The sequence below is a fragment of the Klebsiella sp. P1927 genome (genome assembly GCF_018204675.1).
Lineage (GTDB): Bacteria > Pseudomonadota > Gammaproteobacteria > Enterobacterales > Enterobacteriaceae > Klebsiella > Klebsiella pneumoniae.
The window spans coordinates 342,428-357,265 of the sequence record NZ_CP073377.1; the positions used below are offsets into that span (position 1 = coordinate 342,428).

Annotated in this window: 15 protein-coding genes and 1 riboswitch; of the genes, 8 read left to right on the top strand and 7 right to left on the bottom strand. The window is 59.1% G+C overall.

What is annotated here, in order from left to right; all coding sequences use genetic code 11:
* Positions 1-13 precede the first annotated feature (13 nt).
* Positions 14-634, bottom strand: a complete 621-nt coding sequence (locus tag KB892_RS01835; RefSeq protein ID WP_002916862.1) for a TIGR04211 family SH3 domain-containing protein — start codon at positions 632-634, stop codon at positions 14-16.
* Between the two features lie 214 nt (positions 635-848).
* On the opposite strand from KB892_RS01835, the gene KB892_RS01840 reads away from it, so the two are divergent.
* The 3 genes from KB892_RS01840 to hldE are packed head-to-tail and all read left to right on the top strand — an operon-like array spanning position 849 to position 6,497.
* Positions 849-2,147 (top strand): CYTH domain-containing protein, encoded by a 1,299-nt coding sequence (locus tag KB892_RS01840; protein ID WP_004150922.1) that lies wholly within the window; start codon positions 849-851, stop codon positions 2,145-2,147.
* Positions 2,148-2,167: 20 nt separating this feature from the next.
* On the top strand, positions 2,168-5,005 hold the full coding sequence (gene glnE / locus KB892_RS01845) for a bifunctional [glutamate--ammonia ligase]-adenylyl-L-tyrosine phosphorylase/[glutamate--ammonia-ligase] adenylyltransferase (protein WP_002916860.1): 2,838 nt from the start codon (positions 2,168-2,170) through the stop codon (positions 5,003-5,005).
* A gap of 58 nt (positions 5,006-5,063) precedes the next feature.
* Positions 5,064-6,497: a bifunctional D-glycero-beta-D-manno-heptose-7-phosphate kinase/D-glycero-beta-D-manno-heptose 1-phosphate adenylyltransferase HldE gene (gene hldE / locus KB892_RS01850; protein WP_002916858.1), complete on the top strand. Its 1,434-nt coding sequence runs from the start codon at positions 5,064-5,066 to the stop codon at positions 6,495-6,497.
* A 77-nt stretch (positions 6,498-6,574) separates the two neighbouring features.
* Here the strand turns inward: hldE and KB892_RS01855 are convergent, their stop codons facing one another.
* Positions 6,575-6,724 (bottom strand): hypothetical protein, encoded by a 150-nt coding sequence (locus KB892_RS01855; protein WP_004144536.1) that lies wholly within the window; start codon positions 6,722-6,724, stop codon positions 6,575-6,577.
* On the opposite strand from KB892_RS01855, the gene glgS reads away from it, so the two are divergent.
* Positions 6,716-6,913, top strand: coding sequence for a cell surface composition regulator GlgS (gene glgS / locus KB892_RS01860; protein WP_002916857.1), 198 nt, complete (start codon positions 6,716-6,718; stop codon positions 6,911-6,913). The two genes, KB892_RS01855 and glgS, sit on opposite strands and share 9 nt — an antisense overlap.
* A 35-nt stretch (positions 6,914-6,948) precedes the next feature.
* Here the strand turns inward: glgS and ubiK are convergent, their stop codons facing one another.
* Positions 6,949-7,221 carry a ubiquinone biosynthesis accessory factor UbiK gene (gene ubiK, locus KB892_RS01865; RefSeq protein ID WP_002916856.1) on the bottom strand — a complete coding sequence of 91 codons (273 nt, stop codon included), beginning with the start codon at positions 7,219-7,221 and terminating at the stop codon, positions 6,949-6,951.
* A gap of 120 nt (positions 7,222-7,341) precedes the next feature.
* Positions 7,342-7,493, top strand: a riboswitch (FMN riboswitch).
* A gap of 105 nt (positions 7,494-7,598) precedes the next feature.
* Here ubiK and ribB point away from each other — a divergent pair.
* Positions 7,599-8,252, top strand: a complete 654-nt coding sequence (gene ribB / locus KB892_RS01870) for a 3,4-dihydroxy-2-butanone-4-phosphate synthase (RefSeq protein WP_002916855.1) — start codon at positions 7,599-7,601, stop codon at positions 8,250-8,252.
* Positions 8,253-8,313: 61 nt separating this feature from the next.
* Here the strand turns inward: ribB and zupT are convergent, their stop codons facing one another.
* The gene (gene zupT, locus KB892_RS01875; RefSeq protein ID WP_002916852.1) at positions 8,314-9,084 is read right to left on the bottom strand and encodes a zinc transporter ZupT; all 771 of its coding nucleotides are present in this window, start codon (positions 9,082-9,084) and stop codon (positions 8,314-8,316) included.
* Positions 9,085-9,270: 186 nt separating this feature from the next.
* Here zupT and ygiD point away from each other — a divergent pair, with 186 nt between their 5' ends.
* Entirely contained in the window at positions 9,271-10,062 is a 792-nt protein-coding gene (ygiD, locus tag KB892_RS01880; RefSeq protein ID WP_002916851.1) for a 4,5-DOPA-extradiol-dioxygenase, read from the top strand.
* A 44-nt stretch (positions 10,063-10,106) separates the two neighbouring features.
* Here ygiD and KB892_RS01885 read toward each other — a convergent pair whose 3' ends face one another.
* The 3 genes from KB892_RS01885 to tolC all read right to left on the bottom strand — a co-directional run bounded on the left by KB892_RS01885 (position 10,107) and on the right by tolC (position 13,581).
* On the bottom strand, positions 10,107-11,267 hold the full coding sequence (locus KB892_RS01885; protein WP_002916850.1) for a glutathionylspermidine synthase family protein: 1,161 nt from the start codon (positions 11,265-11,267) through the stop codon (positions 10,107-10,109).
* A gap of 5 nt (positions 11,268-11,272) precedes the next feature.
* Positions 11,273-11,944: a DUF1190 family protein gene (locus KB892_RS01890; RefSeq protein ID WP_002916849.1), complete on the bottom strand. Its 672-nt coding sequence runs from the start codon at positions 11,942-11,944 to the stop codon at positions 11,273-11,275.
* 167 nt (positions 11,945-12,111) lie between these two features.
* Positions 12,112-13,581 (bottom strand): outer membrane channel protein TolC, encoded by a 1,470-nt coding sequence (gene tolC, locus KB892_RS01895; RefSeq protein ID WP_004150921.1) that lies wholly within the window; start codon positions 13,579-13,581, stop codon positions 12,112-12,114.
* Between the two features lie 196 nt (positions 13,582-13,777).
* On the opposite strand from tolC, the gene nudF reads away from it, so the two are divergent.
* The gene (nudF, locus tag KB892_RS01900) at positions 13,778-14,410 is read left to right on the top strand and encodes an ADP-ribose diphosphatase (RefSeq protein ID WP_002916848.1); all 633 of its coding nucleotides are present in this window, start codon (positions 13,778-13,780) and stop codon (positions 14,408-14,410) included.
* Entirely contained in the window at positions 14,407-14,829 is a 423-nt protein-coding gene (locus KB892_RS01905; RefSeq protein ID WP_002916847.1) for a DUF1249 family protein, read from the top strand. Before nudF ends, KB892_RS01905 begins: the two co-directional genes overlap by 4 nt.
* The last annotated feature ends 9 nt before the right edge of the window (positions 14,830-14,838 follow it).

A 14,838-nucleotide genomic window follows, 5' to 3' on the forward strand; every position in this document is an offset into this window, starting at 1 on the left:
CAGAGAAGACGAATTAGTTCATCCACCGGTCTTTACGTTTGCGGCTTGGCACCAGATGCGGCAGCACCAGACCGAGCAGCAGACCGACGCCCAGCACACCGCCGCCGTACATAAACCACTGCATGATAATGGTGCGCTGTTTATCATCAAGCTGCAGATTTGCCGCATTCACCTTCTTCTGCGCGACAACCAGCTCGTTTTTCAACTTTTGGTTCTCGTCCTTCAACGCGTTAATCACGCTGTCGCTGCCGGCGACTTTCTTCTGCATATCCGCCGTGCGCTGGTTCCAGGTGGCATCGATGTTATTCAGCTTATCGGTCAGCGTCTTGACCTGGTTTTCCAGATCCGGGACGCGGGTGCGCAGGCTGGGCTCGTTGCTCAGCTCTTTCAGCGGGATCCAGGCGGTACGGCCGTTGCTATCGCGAATTTGCGCGTAACTGGTGCTGTCGTTCGTTTGCAGTACCGACACTTCTTCCCCGGCGTTGATGGTGCCGACCAGACGATAATTATCGCCCGGGCCGCTGCGAACCCAGGTGTTCAGCTCATCGGAAACGTAGCGCTTTTCTTCTGCGTGAACCGCCGTGGCGGCGCTAAGCGCGAGCAAAGTAAAAGTAATCAGGCGTAATTTTGGCATCAGGTCATCGTTTGGTCATAAAAAGTGGAACGATAGTAGAGGCATCGCCAGAGCGACGCAAAGTTTTCCGCCACAATCGGAATCATCCAAGAGGTGGCCCGGCAAAAAGCGCGTTGCATGGCGATTCACCGCAAAATACTATCTACTGACAAAAAATATCGTCGTAAGTTCGCCGCAATTTGTCGGCGCAGCACAGAAGCGGAAGAATTCAGTCATGGCTCAAGAAATCGAACTCAAGTTTATCGTCGCTCAGGATGGGGTAGAGACGCTGCGCGAGCAGCTCAATGCGCTCGAGGCGAAACATACGCCCGCGGGCCAGTTGCTGAACATTTATTACGAAACCGCCGATAACTGGCTGCGTCGTCACGATATGGGCCTGCGCATCCGCGGCGATCAGGGGCGTTATGAGATGACGCTGAAAATCGCCGGTCGGGTGGTCGGCGGCCTGCACCAGCGCCCGGAATATAATATTCCACTGGATAAACCGGAGCTGGCGCTTGAGCGCCTGCCGGCGGAGGTCTGGCCGCAAGGGGAACTTCCGGCCGCGCTGGCGGAGCATGTCCAGCCGCTGTTCAGCACCGATTTTGCCCGTGAACGCTGGGTGATCCAGGAAGGAAAGAGTGAGATTGAGATTGCCCTCGATCGCGGCGAAGTAAAGGCGGGCGAACATCAGGAGCCGATCTGCGAACTGGAGCTGGAGCTGCTCGCCGGGGAGACCGCCGATCTGCTGCGCCTCGCGCATCGTTTGCTGGAGAGCGGCGTCCTGCGTCAGGGGAGCCTGAGCAAAGCCGCGCGCGGGTATCATCTGGCGCAAGGTAACAATGAGCGTCCGGTGACCCGGCTGGCGGTGCTGCCGGTGGCAGCGAAGGCCAGCGTGGAGCAAGGGCTGGAGGCGGCGCTGGAGAGCGCCCTGGCGCATTGGCTGTATCACGACGAGATCTGGCTGCGCGGCAACGCAAAAGCCAAAGCGGAAATTCTGCTGGCGATAGCCCGCGTGCGCCATGCCCTCGTGCTGTTCGGCGGCATCGTGCCGCGTAAGGCGACCACCCACCTCCGCGCGTTGCTGAACGACGCCGACGCCGTTCTGCTGGCTGCGGACACCGCCGACGAAGCGTTATTCCGCACCGAGGTCGTTGGCGCCAAACTGGCCCTGACCGAATGGCTGGTCCAGCGCGGCTGGCGTCCGTTCCTCAACGAGGCGGGAGAGAAAAAAATAGCCGGCTCGTTCAAACGGTTTGCCGATATTCACCTCTCGCGGGTGGCGGCCGAGCTGCGCAGCGCCGTGCAGCATCTGGCGGTAGAAGATGCCGCTGACCAGTTGCCGAAGCTGTCCCGCGACATCGACAGCGTCCAGCTGCTGGCGGGCGCCTATGGCGACGCCGTCGCGCCGTGGCTGGAGAACTGGCAGGAACTTCAGCGTGCGATAGAGCATGACGACCGCAGCGTGTTTGAATATTTCCGTCGCCAGGCGCTGGCTGCCGAGCCGTTCTGGCTGCATAGTGGAAAACGATAATTACAGGCCAGGGAGCCCTTATGATGCCGCTTTCTCCGCAGTTACAGCAGCACTGGCAGACGGTCGCTGACCGTCTGCCAACGGATTTTCCCGTTGCCGAACTGAGCCCACAGGCCAGGTCGGTGATGGCATTCAGCGATTTTGTCGAACAGAGTGTGATCGCTCAGCCGGGCTGGCTGAATGAGCTTGCGGACTCCGCGCCGGCGGCGGAAGAGTGGCGGCATTACGAAGCCTGGCTGCAGGAGCGCCTGCAGGCCGTCACTGACGAAGCGGGGTTGATGCGAGAGCTGCGTCTCTTCCGCCGCCAGATGATGGTCCGCATCGCCTGGGCGCAGGCGCTGTCGCTGGTGCGCGAAGAAGAGACGCTGCAGCAGCTGAGCGTCCTGGCGGAGACCCTGATTGTCGCCGCCCGCGACTGGCTGTACGCCGCCTGCTGTAAAGAGTGGGGAACGCCATGCAACGCCGAGGGTCAGCCGCAGCCGCTGCTGATCCTCGGGATGGGAAAGCTGGGCGGCGGCGAGCTGAACTTCTCTTCCGATATCGATCTGATCTTTGCCTGGCCGGAGCATGGCGCCACCCGCGGCGGCCGCCGCGAGCTGGATAACGCCCAGTTCTTTACCCGCCTGGGGCAGCGGCTTATCAAGGCGCTCGACCAGCCGACGCAGGACGGCTTTGTTTATCGGGTGGACATGCGCCTGCGGCCGTTTGGCGACAGCGGGCCGCTGGTGCTCAGCTTTGCGGCGCTGGAAGATTATTACCAGGAGCAGGGGCGGGACTGGGAACGCTACGCGATGGTGAAAGCGCGGATCATGGGCGATAACGACGGCGCCTACGCCAGCGAACTGCGCGCGATGCTTCGCCCCTTCGTCTTCCGCCGCTATATCGACTTCAGCGTGATCCAGTCGCTGCGTAACATGAAAGGCATGATCGCCCGTGAAGTGCGGCGTCGCGGGCTGAAAGACAACATCAAGCTCGGCGCCGGCGGCATTCGTGAAATTGAATTTATCGTTCAGGTCTTTCAGCTGATCCGCGGCGGTCGCGAACCTGCGCTGCAGCAGCGCGCGCTATTGCCGACACTGGCGGCGATTGATGAGCTGCATCTGCTGCCGGAAGGCGACGCGACGCTGCTGCGCGCGGCCTATCTGTTCCTGCGCCGGCTGGAAAACCTGCTGCAAAGTATCAACGATGAACAGACCCAGACCCTGCCACAGGATGAACTGAACCGCGCCAGACTGGCGTGGGGGATGCATACCGATGACTGGGAGACGCTGAGCGCGCAGCTGGCGAACCATATGGCCAACGTACGGCGGGTGTTTAATGAACTGATCGGCGATGACGAGGCTCAGTCGCCAGATGAGCAGCTGGCCGAGTACTGGCGCGAGCTGTGGCAGGATGCGCTGGAAGAAGATGACGCCAGTCCGGCGCTGGCGCATTTAAACGACGCCGACCGCCGCAGCGTGCTGGCGCTGATTGCCGATTTCCGCAAAGAGCTGGATCGGCGCACCATCGGCCCGCGCGGCCGCCAGGTGCTGGATCAGCTGATGCCGCATCTGCTGAGCGAAATCTGCTCGCGCGCCGATGCGCCGCTGCCTCTGGCGCGGATCACGCCGCTGTTGACCGGCATCGTCACCCGCACCACCTATCTTGAACTGCTGAGCGAATTCCCCGGCGCGCTGAAACACCTGATTACGCTCTGCGCGGCATCGCCGATGGTCGCCAGCCAGCTGGCGCGCCACCCGCTGCTGCTGGATGAGCTGCTGGATCCCAACACCCTCTATCAGCCGACGGCGACCGATGCCTATCGCGACGAGCTGCGTCAGTATCTGCTGCGGGTGCCGGAAGAGGATGAAGAGCAGCAGCTGGAGGCGTTGCGCCAGTTCAAGCAGGCGCAGCAGCTGCATATCGCGGCGGCGGATATCGCCGGCACCCTGCCGGTGATGAAGGTCAGCGACCATTTAACCTGGCTTGCCGAAGCGATCCTCGATGCGGTGGTGCAGCAGGCATGGGGGCAGATGGTGGCTCGCTACGGCCTGCCGACCCACCTGCACGATCGCCAGGGGCGCGGCTTCGCCGTCGTCGGCTACGGTAAGCTCGGCGGTTGGGAGCTGGGCTACAGCTCCGATCTCGACCTGGTGTTCCTCCATGACTGCCCGGCGGAGGTGATGACCGACGGCGAGCGGGAGATTGACGGCCGTCAGTTCTACCTGCGGCTGGCCCAGCGGATCATGCATCTGTTCAGCACCCGCACCTCGTCCGGTATTCTCTACGAAGTGGACGCCCGGCTGCGCCCTTCCGGCGCGGCGGGGATGCTGGTTACCACCGCTGACGCGTTTGCCGACTATCAGCAGAACGAGGCCTGGACGTGGGAGCATCAGGCGCTGGTGCGCGCCCGCGTGGTCTATGGCGACCCGGCGTTGCAGGCGCGCTTTGACGCCATTCGTCGCGATATCCTGACCACCCCGCGGGAGGGCGCAACCCTGCAGACCGAGGTTCGCGAGATGCGCGAGAAGATGCGCGCCCACCTCGGCAACAAGCATCCCAATCGTTTTGATATCAAAGCCGATGCCGGCGGGATCACGGATATTGAATTTATTACCCAGTATCTGGTCCTACGCTATGCCAGCGACAAGCCGAAGCTGACCCGCTGGTCTGATAATGTGCGTATTCTCGAGCTGCTGGCGCAGAACGACATCATGGACGAAGAGGAAGCGCGCGCCTTAACGCACGCGTACACCACCTTGCGTGACGCGCTCCATCACCTGGCCCTGCAGGAGCTGCCGGGACACGTGGCGCCAGAGGCCTTCAGCCGGGAGCGCGAGCAGGTCAGCGCCAGCTGGCAGAAATGGCTGATGGCTTAACTATAAAATCGGGTGTGCTATTATCGCGCGCAAAGTTTGCGTCTCGCAGGAGAGAGTCATGAAAGTAACGCTGCCGGAGTTTGAACGTGCAGGAGTGTTGGTGGTGGGTGATGTGATGCTGGACCGCTACTGGTACGGCCCCACCAGTCGTATTTCCCCGGAAGCCCCGGTGCCGGTGGTGAAGGTGGAAAATATCGAAGAACGTCCTGGCGGCGCGGCAAACGTAGCGATGAACATTGCCTCGCTGGGGGCAACCTCGCGCCTGGTGGGATTGACCGGGATTGATGACGCCGCCCGCGCGCTGAGCCAGGCGCTGGCCAACGTCAATGTGAAGTGCGACTTCGTCTCCGTCCCGACTCACCCGACTATCACCAAGCTGCGGGTGCTGTCGCGCAATCAACAGCTGATCCGCCTCGACTTTGAAGAGGGCTTCTCCGGCGTCGATCCGCAGCCGATGCACGAGCGCATTCAGCAGGCGCTGGGCTCTATTGGCGCGCTGGTCCTTTCGGACTATGCCAAAGGGGCGCTGACCAGCGTCCAGACCATGATCCGACTCGCACGCGAAGCGGGCGTGCCGGTGCTGATCGATCCGAAAGGCACCGATTTCGAACGCTATCGCGGCGCGACGTTGCTCACCCCGAACCTCTCTGAGTTTGAAGCGGTGGTGGGCAAGTGCCAGGATGAAGCGCAGATCGTTGAGCGCGGCATGAAGCTCATCGCCGAATTCGAACTGTCGGCGCTGCTGGTGACGCGCTCTGAGCAGGGGATGACGCTGCTGCAGCCGGGGCGTCCGCCGCTGCATATGCCGACCCAGGCCCAGGAAGTGTACGACGTGACCGGCGCCGGCGACACGGTGATTGGCGTACTGGCGGCGACCCTGGCGTCCGGCAACACCCTGGAAGAGGCCTGCTATTTCGCTAACGCCGCGGCGGGCGTGGTGGTCGGTAAGCTGGGTACATCCACCGTTTCCCCTGTCGAGCTGGAAAACGCGGTCCGCGGCCGGGCTGAGACCGGCTTTGGCGTGATGAGCGAAGAGGAGCTCAAACAGGCGGTTGCGGCGGCGCGCAAGCGCGGCGAGAAAGTGGTGATGACCAACGGCGTCTTCGACATTCTGCATGCCGGTCATGTCTCCTATCTGGCGAATGCGCGCAAGCTGGGCGACCGTCTGATCGTGGCGGTCAACAGCGATGCCTCCACCAAACGTCTGAAAGGCGAAACCCGCCCGGTGAACCCGCTGGAACAGCGGATGATCGTGCTGGGGGCGCTGGAAGCCGTCGACTGGGTGGTCTCCTTCGAAGAAGATACTCCGCAGCGCCTGATCGCTGGCATCCTGCCGGATCTGCTGGTCAAGGGCGGCGACTACAAACCGGAGCAGATCGCCGGCAGTGAAGAGGTCTGGGCGAACGGTGGCGAAGTGCTGGTGCTCAACTTTGAAGATGGCTGCTCAACTACCAATATTATTAAGAAAATACAAAAAGATAGCGACAAATAAGCTTTTCGCTATTCACCGGTTTGTACGGTGAAGCATCACGGCCTGCGATAGACGTATCGCGGGCCGTTTTTATTTAATCATGTGGAAAATGATTTAGCGCAATAAATAATCATGTTAAGCGCATTTTTCGTACAAATCGCGTTAAGGTAAGCGTAAATACTGAAGTGAGTAAAAGGCATATGACTGATCAGAACATCCACCGCTGAAGGAGTATGCGCATGAACCATAACGATATGTATTCAATGAAGAATTTTGATTTTTTGGCGCGGAGTTTCGCCAGAATGCACGCCCAGGGCCAGCCAGTTGATCTTCAGGCCATTGTCGGCAATATGGATGAAGAACATCGTGAATGGTTTTGCCAGCGCTATGAACTGTACTGTCGCCAGGTGAGTAGTCAGGCGGAAGCCGCCCATTAAGCCAAACGCAAAACGGGCCCCAAGGGGCCCGTTTTTTACTGCTGCTCTTCGCTGCCCGGCGTCGCCGCCGGGCGGTTTTCGAGGTCATTCAGGCGCTGCTCCAGCAGCGCCAGTTTTTCCCGGGTCCGCAGCAGCACCTGAGTCTGCACGTCAAACTCTTCGCGGCTAACCAGATCCAGACGGGTCAGCTGCGACTGTAGCGCCTGGCGGATTTTCTTCTCAACATCCTCACCCAGATCGCGAAGTCCTTTTGGCATCGACTCATGGACCTGGCGGGCGATTTGTTCAATTTTTTTCGGGTCAATCATGGTGGTTTCCTGCTCGGGTCGGATGATTGATCATTGTAGTGCGAACCAGGCCGCCTATAAACCAGAAATGTTTGAAGCTTATGCATTGCCGAGGATAGTCAATAGCGTTATAGTTATCTCGCTTATTCTCAGGGCGGGGCGAAATTCCCCACCGGCGGTAAATCAACCATGGCGTTGAAAGCCCGCGAGCGCTTCCCGTGACTACGGGAAGGTCAGCAGATCCGGTGTAATTCCGGGGCCGACGGTTAAAGTCCGGATGGGAGAGAGTAACGGCACAGTCGGGCCCAGGCCCGCTCGCGTTGACTTTTGCCGCTAAACCGGCGCTCCTAAGACTGCCCTGATTCTGGTAACCATAATTTTAATGAGGTTTTTTTACCATGAATCAGACGCTCCTTTCTTCTTTTGGTACCGCTTTTGAACGTGTGGAACACGCTTTGAACGCCCTGCGCGAAGGCCGCGGCGTGATGGTGCTTGATGATGAAGACCGTGAAAACGAAGGCGATATGATCTTCGCCGCTGAAACCATGACCGTTGAGCAGATGGCGCTGACCATTCGTCACGGCAGCGGCATTGTGTGCCTGTGCCTGACCGAAGAACGCCGCAAACAGCTGGATCTGCCGATGATGGTAGAGAACAACACCAGCGCCTACGGCACTGGCTTCACCGTGACCATCGAAGCGGCCGAAGGTGTGACCACCGGCGTCTCCGCTGCCGACCGCGTGACCACCGTCCGCGCGGCCATCGCCGACGGCGCGAAACCTTCCGATCTTAACCGTCCAGGTCACGTCTTCCCGCTGCGTGCGCAGCCGGGCGGCGTACTGACCCGCGGCGGCCACACCGAAGCCACTATCGACCTCGTGACCCTGGCTGGCTTTAAACCAGCAGGCGTGCTGTGCGAGCTGACCAATGACGATGGCACCATGGCCCGCGCGCCGGAGTGCATCAAGTTCGCTCAGCAGCACAATATGGCGGTAGTCACGATTGAAGATCTGGTGGCCTATCGTCGCGAACATGAGCGTAAAGCCAGCTAAATAGCGGTTCGCTACGCCCGAGCACAGCCCACTTGTTAGTGGGCTGTGTTGTTTCTGCGCTTTAACCGATGCCCATCGTCTGGAGTACCACCAGGCTCAGCCCCATGACCGACATCCCGCACAGGACGCCGTAGCTTGGATTGCTTTGCGGATCGATCTCTTTCGCCAGCGGCATCAGTTCATCGACCGACAGCGCCACCATAATTCCGGCGACGGCAGCCATGATCGCGCCCATCACCAGCGGCGAGACCAGGCTCCCCAGAATCAACCACGCCAGCACGCCGCCCAAAATTTCCGCCATGCCGGAAAGCCCGGCCCAGAGCACCGCTTTGCTGCGCGAGCCGGTGGCGGCATACACCGGTCCGGCAACCGCCAGTCCTTCCGGAATATTGTGCAGGGCGACGGCAAGGGCGACGCCCATGCCAAGCTCGAGGTTGTTGCTGGCCGTGACATAGGTGGCGATCCCTTCCGGAAAGTTATGCAGGCTGATCCCCAGCGTCAGAAGAATAGCGGTGCGGCGTAAGTTGCGCGGGCGCGGCATGGCGGGAGTCATCAGATCCTGCGGGTGGGCGTGCGGCAGCAGGCGGTCAAGGCCAAAGTAGCCCAGCAGGCCGACAACAAACATTCCGTAGCCGAGCAGCGGCGACATGCCCTCGGCGGCCAGCGCGGCAGGCAGCATTTCCATCAACGAAATCAATAGCATAATCCCGGCGGCAAAGCCGAGGGAGAAGCCAAGCAGGCGGTTAGAGGGTTTCTGGCCAATCACGCCGAATATGGCGCCAATGAAGGTTGCGCTACCGGCTAACAGCGTCAATATTAAGGGTGATGACATCGCTTCTCTCCCTGTGAAAATAATTACATACGAGTATATTGCCTGAGGATGCGCGTACGGGACACGTCCCTTTACCGCGAATTACATTCAAATTTTCTGACGATCATCATCATGGTTATCTGAGTTTATCCTGGCGCAAAAGCGCGTAATGTGAGCACATCACATTGACACCCTAAGGATATCATCATGTCCCGTACCCGAATGCCCGCGTTGTTTCTCGGCCATGGCAGCCCAATGAACGTGCTGGAAGACAACCGTTATACCCGCGCCTGGGCTCAACTGGGCGAAACCCTGCCGCGTCCGAAAGCGATCGTGGTGGTCTCTGCGCACTGGTTTACGCGCGGTACGGGCGTAACGGCGATGGAGACGCCGAAGACCATTCATGACTTCGGCGGTTTTCCGCAGGCGCTGTATGACACGCATTATCCGGCGCCGGGCTCTCCGGCGCTGGCGCAACGGCTGGTGGAGCTGCTCTCGCCGGTGCCGGTCACCCTCGATACAGAAGCCTGGGGATTTGACCATGGATCGTGGGGCGTGCTGATTAAAATGTATCCGCAGGCGGATATCCCGATGGTTCAGTTGAGCATCGACAGCACCAAACCGCCGGCCTGGCATCTCGAAATGGGGCGGAAGCTGGCCTCGCTGCGTGATGAAGGCATTATGCTGGTGGCCAGCGGCAACGTGGTGCATAACCTGCGCACCGCCCGCTGGCATGGCGAGAACACGCCGTACCCTTGGGCAGAGTCCTTCAATAACTACGTGAAAGCGAATCTGCAATGGCAGGGGCTGGACGAGCAACACCCGCTGGTTAACTACCTGGCACACGAAGGGGGCTCGCTCTCCAATCCGACGGCGGAGCATTTCCTGCCGCTGCTGTATGTCCTGGGGACGTGGGATGGCGTTGAGGCGATGACGATCCCGGTCGATGGCATCGAGATGGGCTCGCTGAGCATGCTGTCGGTGTTGGTTGGCGCCTGATGATAGCGCGCTCCGGCGGCATTTACCGTCGCCGGAGCGCGGCATTATTCGACGAAAATGTGCGGATAGAAGCGCGACAGATCCTGGGTGATCAGCGCCCGGTCTTCGCGAATACCGATCCCTGCAGGCTGGTCGTTGATGAGCCAGCTGCCAATCAGCGTATAGCTATCGCCAAACTTCGGCAGCGGGTAAAACGCCTGCACGATGGTGCCTTCTTCCCCGTACGGGCCTTCTACTGCCTCCACCACTTTGCCATTTTCAACGATCGACACGTTAGCGCCTTCGCGGGAGAAGATTGGCTTAATGACGTACTTCTCCATCTCCGGGTGAGCATCTTCGCTGAAGTAGGCCGCCAGCAGATTAGGGTGATTGGGGAACATCTCCCACAGCATCGGCAGCAGCGCCTTGTTGGAGATAATGCTTTTCCACGCCGGCTCCAGCCAGCGTACGCCAGCGTCTTCCAGCTTGGTGGAGAACATCTCCCGCAGCATAAACTCCCACGGATAGAGCTTGAACAGATTGCCAATCACCTGATCCTGCAGATCGGTAAACTGGCCTTTTTCGCCCAGGCCGATATCTTCAACGTAGAGGAATTCCGTCGCCAGCCCCGCTTCAGCGGCGCAGTCCTGCAGATACTGCACGGTACCGCGATCTTCAACGGTATCGCGGCAGCAGGCCATATGCAGCAGCTGAAAGCCAAACTGCTCGCGCAGCTCGCCGAAGCGATCGATCAGCTTTTCCTGCAAACTGTTGAACTGGTCGCTGCCCGCCGGCAGCTTGCCGGCGTTGAGCTGATCTTCCAGCCAGATCCACTGGAAGAAGGCCGCTTCATACAGCGAGGTCGGGGTGTCGGCATTGTTCTCCAGCAGCTTCGGTTCGCCGATGCCATCCCAGGCCAGGTCGAGACGTGAGTAGAGCGACGGCTGGTTGGTTTTCCACGACTGGCGCACAAAACCCCAGGTGTGTTTAGGGATGCGGAATTTGGTCATCAGCTCATCGCTGGCGATCACTTTTTCCACCACCTGGAGGCACATCTGATGTAGCTCAGCGGTGACCGCTTCCAGCTTTTCCACCTGCGCGAGGGTCAGCTTGTAATACGCCTCTTCGCTCCAGTAGGGCTCGCCGTACATGGTATGGAAGTTGAAACCGTACTCGGTCGCTTTCTCGCGCCAGTCCGGGCGCTCGGTAATACTGACTCTTTCCATGTTGCTTAGCCGCCCATTGAGCGAGAAGAGGACGTTGAGCCTGCGGCGCTACGCTGCATGGTCGACTGTTTCGCTACCGACTCGCCAAAGCCGCCGCGGGTGACGGTGGTGGTTGTGGCTGGCTTCGGCGCCATCGCAGTTTTCGGCACGTTCATGGTGCGGCCCGGCTGGGCGGCACCATAGCTCTTGCCGCTGGCGTCAGTGTACTGACCGTAGGCCGGGCTGGCCGGATTTTTCGAGCTGAACAGCGGCTGCTGTTGCGCCATGCCGCCGCCCATCAGGCGGCCCATCATGTAGCCGGCCATCAGCGGCATCCAGAAGCTGCCGCTGCTTTGCGCCTGCGCCTGGTTTTCCGGGGCGACGCCCGCCTGGGCTGGCGTCTGCTGGCACTGGCCTTCGCCAAACTCGGCGACGCAGTCTTCGCGGGTGGCATACTTCGGCGCAGTGCGCTCTGCCTCTTTTACCGCGTTGGTGTAGGCCGTGGTGCATTCGGCTGCTTTGCCAGGGTTGGCGGCGGAGCAGTCATCGGCGTTCTGGTACAGCGACACCGTTTCGTCGCTTTTTTCACAACCGGCGAGCATAAAGACCGCGGTAACGGCCAGCGCGACCGGCGTCAGATGGCGTGCGCTCCAGCTTTTGCGGAACGACGAATGATTAATATTTTTTGTCCGTTTCATATTTGTCTTCCAGGACCCAGTGGTATGGCGTGTGTTAACGCTCAGGATAGAGGATGAGTGGTGGAAAATGAAGCGAAGAGGGGCGCTAAGCGGGGGATCTTTACGTTGCCTTACGTTTAACGCATCGCCTGTCCGACGGACAGGCGATGCGCATCACAGTATGAGAATTACTGACGGAACGGATTGCTGCCGCTGCTCTGGGTGGTCCGTGCGGACGCCGGCTTCACCGCCGCGGTAGTGTTGCCGTAGCCATCAGCGGTGGCATCCTGTTGCGGATTTTCCGGCGCGACGCTATCTGCGGAGGTGGAGATGGGTTTACCCAGCGTGTTGTTCAGGGCGACCAGATCCTGCTCGTTCAGGGTACCTAACGCCGACTTAATGTTCAGCTCGTTGATCAGGTAGTTGTAGCGCGCATTCGAGAGCTGCTGCTTAGCGTTATACAGCGTAGTGGTGGCGTCGAGGACGTCAACGATAGTACGCGTACCCACCGAGTAGCCAGCTTCCATGGCATCCAGGGAGCTTTGCGCAGAGACCACCGCCTGTTTGTAGGCGTTGATGCTGCTGATGGAGGCATTCACGTTGTTAAACGATGAACGCACAGTCTGCACGACGCTGCGGTGGGCGCTTTCCAGCTGCTCGCTGGCGCCAACGAAGTTGTATTGTGCCTGCTTGACCTGCGAGGTCACCGCGCCGCCCTGATACAGTGGCAGAGAGAAGTTCAGGCCGATTTGGTTCTGCCCGTTATCACTGTCGTTGTAGGCGAGCGGGGTATTGGTTTTCGAACCGTTGTAACGCGTATTCGAGACCCCGGTAGAGGCGGAAAGGTTCAGGGTCGGCAAATGGCCGTCCTGCGCCTGACGAATCTGCTCGCGGGCCAGGTCCTGGCTCAGACGCGCCTGCAGCAGTGACAGGTTGCGGTTCTCCGCTTCCTTCAGCAGGGCGTTGACCGCCTGCGGCTTGTTGGTTTTGAAGCCGTTCACGTTCAGGGAGGCCAGCTCCGGATAGTAATTACCGGTGACTTGACGCAGTCCTTCGACGGCGTTGTCGAGATCGTTACGCGCGGTGACTTCGTTCGCCAGCACGGCATCGTATTGTGAACGGGCGTTCTGTACGTCGGTGATCGCCACCAGGCCTACGTTAAAGCGCTGCGTGGTTTGATCCAACTGGCGGTAAATAGCCTGTTTCTGCGCTTCGGTATAGGAGAGCGTGTCGATGGCGGCCAGCACTTTAAAATAGGCCGTCGCGGTATTCAGAATCAGTGTTTGCTGATCGGTCTGATACGTGACATCCTGAATCCCTGCCGTTTTTTCCTGCAGCGTCAGGGCGCGCCATTTCGACATATCAAACAGAACCTGCGTTAACTGCAGCGAACCGCTGGTGACGTTAGAGTTGACGCCGTTGCTGTCGCGATAGCCATTGGTATAGGTATAATCCGCTCCCAGCCCAAGCTGAGGCAGTAATGGACTGCGCGCTTCGTTGATCTTTTCGAACGCGGCGTCACGATCGGCTGCCGATTTACGCAGATCGGGGTTGCTGATGCGTGCCTGCTGGTAAACCTGAAGCAGGTTTTCCGCCTGGCTCATGGCGCTGAACCCGGTCAGGCTCAGGCCGATAAGAATGGGGAGCAATTTCTTCATTTGCATTCCTTGTTGTGAAGCATTTAGCGCTGGTCTAATTCTAAGAAAAATTCCGCTGATTGTATCGATTCTGCCGCCGTAAAAAGTTGGCGTTACGTGCCATCCGGCGGTAATTTGCACCAATCTAACATACGGGCCGTAAAACGGTAGCCAAACGGTTTGGAAATCCCTAATTTCAGATTCGCAGGACATGACAATGAGCAAACCCACGCAGCAGGGAATTACCTTCTCCAAAAATGATGTAGAAATTATTGCACGCGAAACGCTATATCGTGGTTTTTTTTCGCTCGATTTATACCGTTTTCGCCACCGCCTGTTTAACGGCGGCATGAGTGGCGAAATCACCCGTGAAATTTTTGAGCGCGGGCACGCCGCCGTCTTGCTACCCTTTGACCCGGTGCGCGACGAAGTGGTGCTGGTCGAACAAATCCGTATCGCCGCCTATGATACCAGCGAGAGCCCGTGGCTGCTGGAGATGGTCGCCGGCATGATTGAAGCGGGTGAAACGGTGGAAGATGTTGCCCGTCGGGAAGCGCTGGAGGAGGCCGGGCTTGAAGTTGGGCGGACGAAACCAATATTAAGCTATCTGGCCAGTCCCGGCGGCACCAGCGAACGGTTATCGATCCTGGTGGGAGAAGTTGATGCATCGACGGCAAAAGGCATTCACGGCCTGGCCGAGGAAAACGAGGATATTCGGGTGCATGTGGTGAGTCGGGAGCAGGCTTACCAGTGGGTAGAAGAGGGGAAAATCGACAACGCAGCCTCTGTCATCGCCTTGCAATGGCTGCAATTGCATTATCACAATTTACGAAATGAGTGGACAAAATGAAGCGTTATACACCTGACTTCCCTGAGATGATGCGCCTGTGCGAGACCAACTTCGCGCAGTTGCGCCGCCTGTTGCCGCGAACGGATGCAGCGGGTGAGAAGGTAAGCTATCAGGTGGGAAGCGCGCAGTATCGGTTAACGATAGTTGAATCGACCCGCTACACTACTCTGGTGGCAATAGAGCAGACTCTGCCTGCAGTGAGCTACTGGAGCCTGCCATCGATGACCGTCCGCCTCTACCATGACGCCATGGTGGCCGAAGTGTGTTCGAGTCAGCAGATCTTTCGCTTCAAAGCGCGATATGATTATCCTAATAAAAAGTTGCATCAACGCGACGAAAAGCATCAAATTAACCAGTTTTTGGCCGACTGGCTGCGTTACTGTTTAGCACATGGAGCGATGGCGATTCCGGTTTGTTAGCGTCGTTAA

Bases quoted from the DNA above. Each gene is read 5' to 3' on its own strand.
- ygiD (WP_002916851.1), top strand. From the start codon at position 9,271: ATGTCCCGTACCCGAATGCCCGCGTTGTTTCTCGGCCATGGCAGCCCA.
- nudF (WP_002916848.1), top strand. From the start codon at position 13,778: ATGAGCAAACCCACGCAGCAGGGAATTACCTTCTCCAAAAATGATGTA.
- KB892_RS01890 (WP_002916849.1), bottom strand. From the start codon at position 11,944: ATGAAACGGACAAAAAATATTAATCATTCGTCGTTCCGCAAAAGCTGG.
- KB892_RS01885 (WP_002916850.1), bottom strand. From the start codon at position 11,267: ATGGAAAGAGTCAGTATTACCGAGCGCCCGGACTGGCGCGAGAAAGCG.
- tolC (WP_004150921.1), bottom strand. From the start codon at position 13,581: ATGAAGAAATTGCTCCCCATTCTTATCGGCCTGAGCCTGACCGGGTTC.
- ubiK (WP_002916856.1), bottom strand. From the start codon at position 7,221: ATGATTGACCCGAAAAAAATTGAACAAATCGCCCGCCAGGTCCATGAG.
- zupT (WP_002916852.1), bottom strand. From the start codon at position 9,084: ATGTCATCACCCTTAATATTGACGCTGTTAGCCGGTAGCGCAACCTTC.
- glgS (WP_002916857.1), top strand. From the start codon at position 6,716: ATGAACCATAACGATATGTATTCAATGAAGAATTTTGATTTTTTGGCG.
- ribB (WP_002916855.1), top strand. From the start codon at position 7,599: ATGAATCAGACGCTCCTTTCTTCTTTTGGTACCGCTTTTGAACGTGTG.
- KB892_RS01855 (WP_004144536.1), bottom strand. From the start codon at position 6,724: ATGGTTCATGCGCATACTCCTTCAGCGGTGGATGTTCTGATCAGTCAT.
- KB892_RS01835 (WP_002916862.1), bottom strand. From the start codon at position 634: ATGCCAAAATTACGCCTGATTACTTTTACTTTGCTCGCGCTTAGCGCC.
- KB892_RS01905 (WP_002916847.1), top strand. From the start codon at position 14,407: ATGAAGCGTTATACACCTGACTTCCCTGAGATGATGCGCCTGTGCGAG.
- hldE (WP_002916858.1), top strand. From the start codon at position 5,064: ATGAAAGTAACGCTGCCGGAGTTTGAACGTGCAGGAGTGTTGGTGGTG.
- KB892_RS01840 (WP_004150922.1), top strand. From the start codon at position 849: ATGGCTCAAGAAATCGAACTCAAGTTTATCGTCGCTCAGGATGGGGTA.
- glnE (WP_002916860.1), top strand. From the start codon at position 2,168: ATGATGCCGCTTTCTCCGCAGTTACAGCAGCACTGGCAGACGGTCGCT.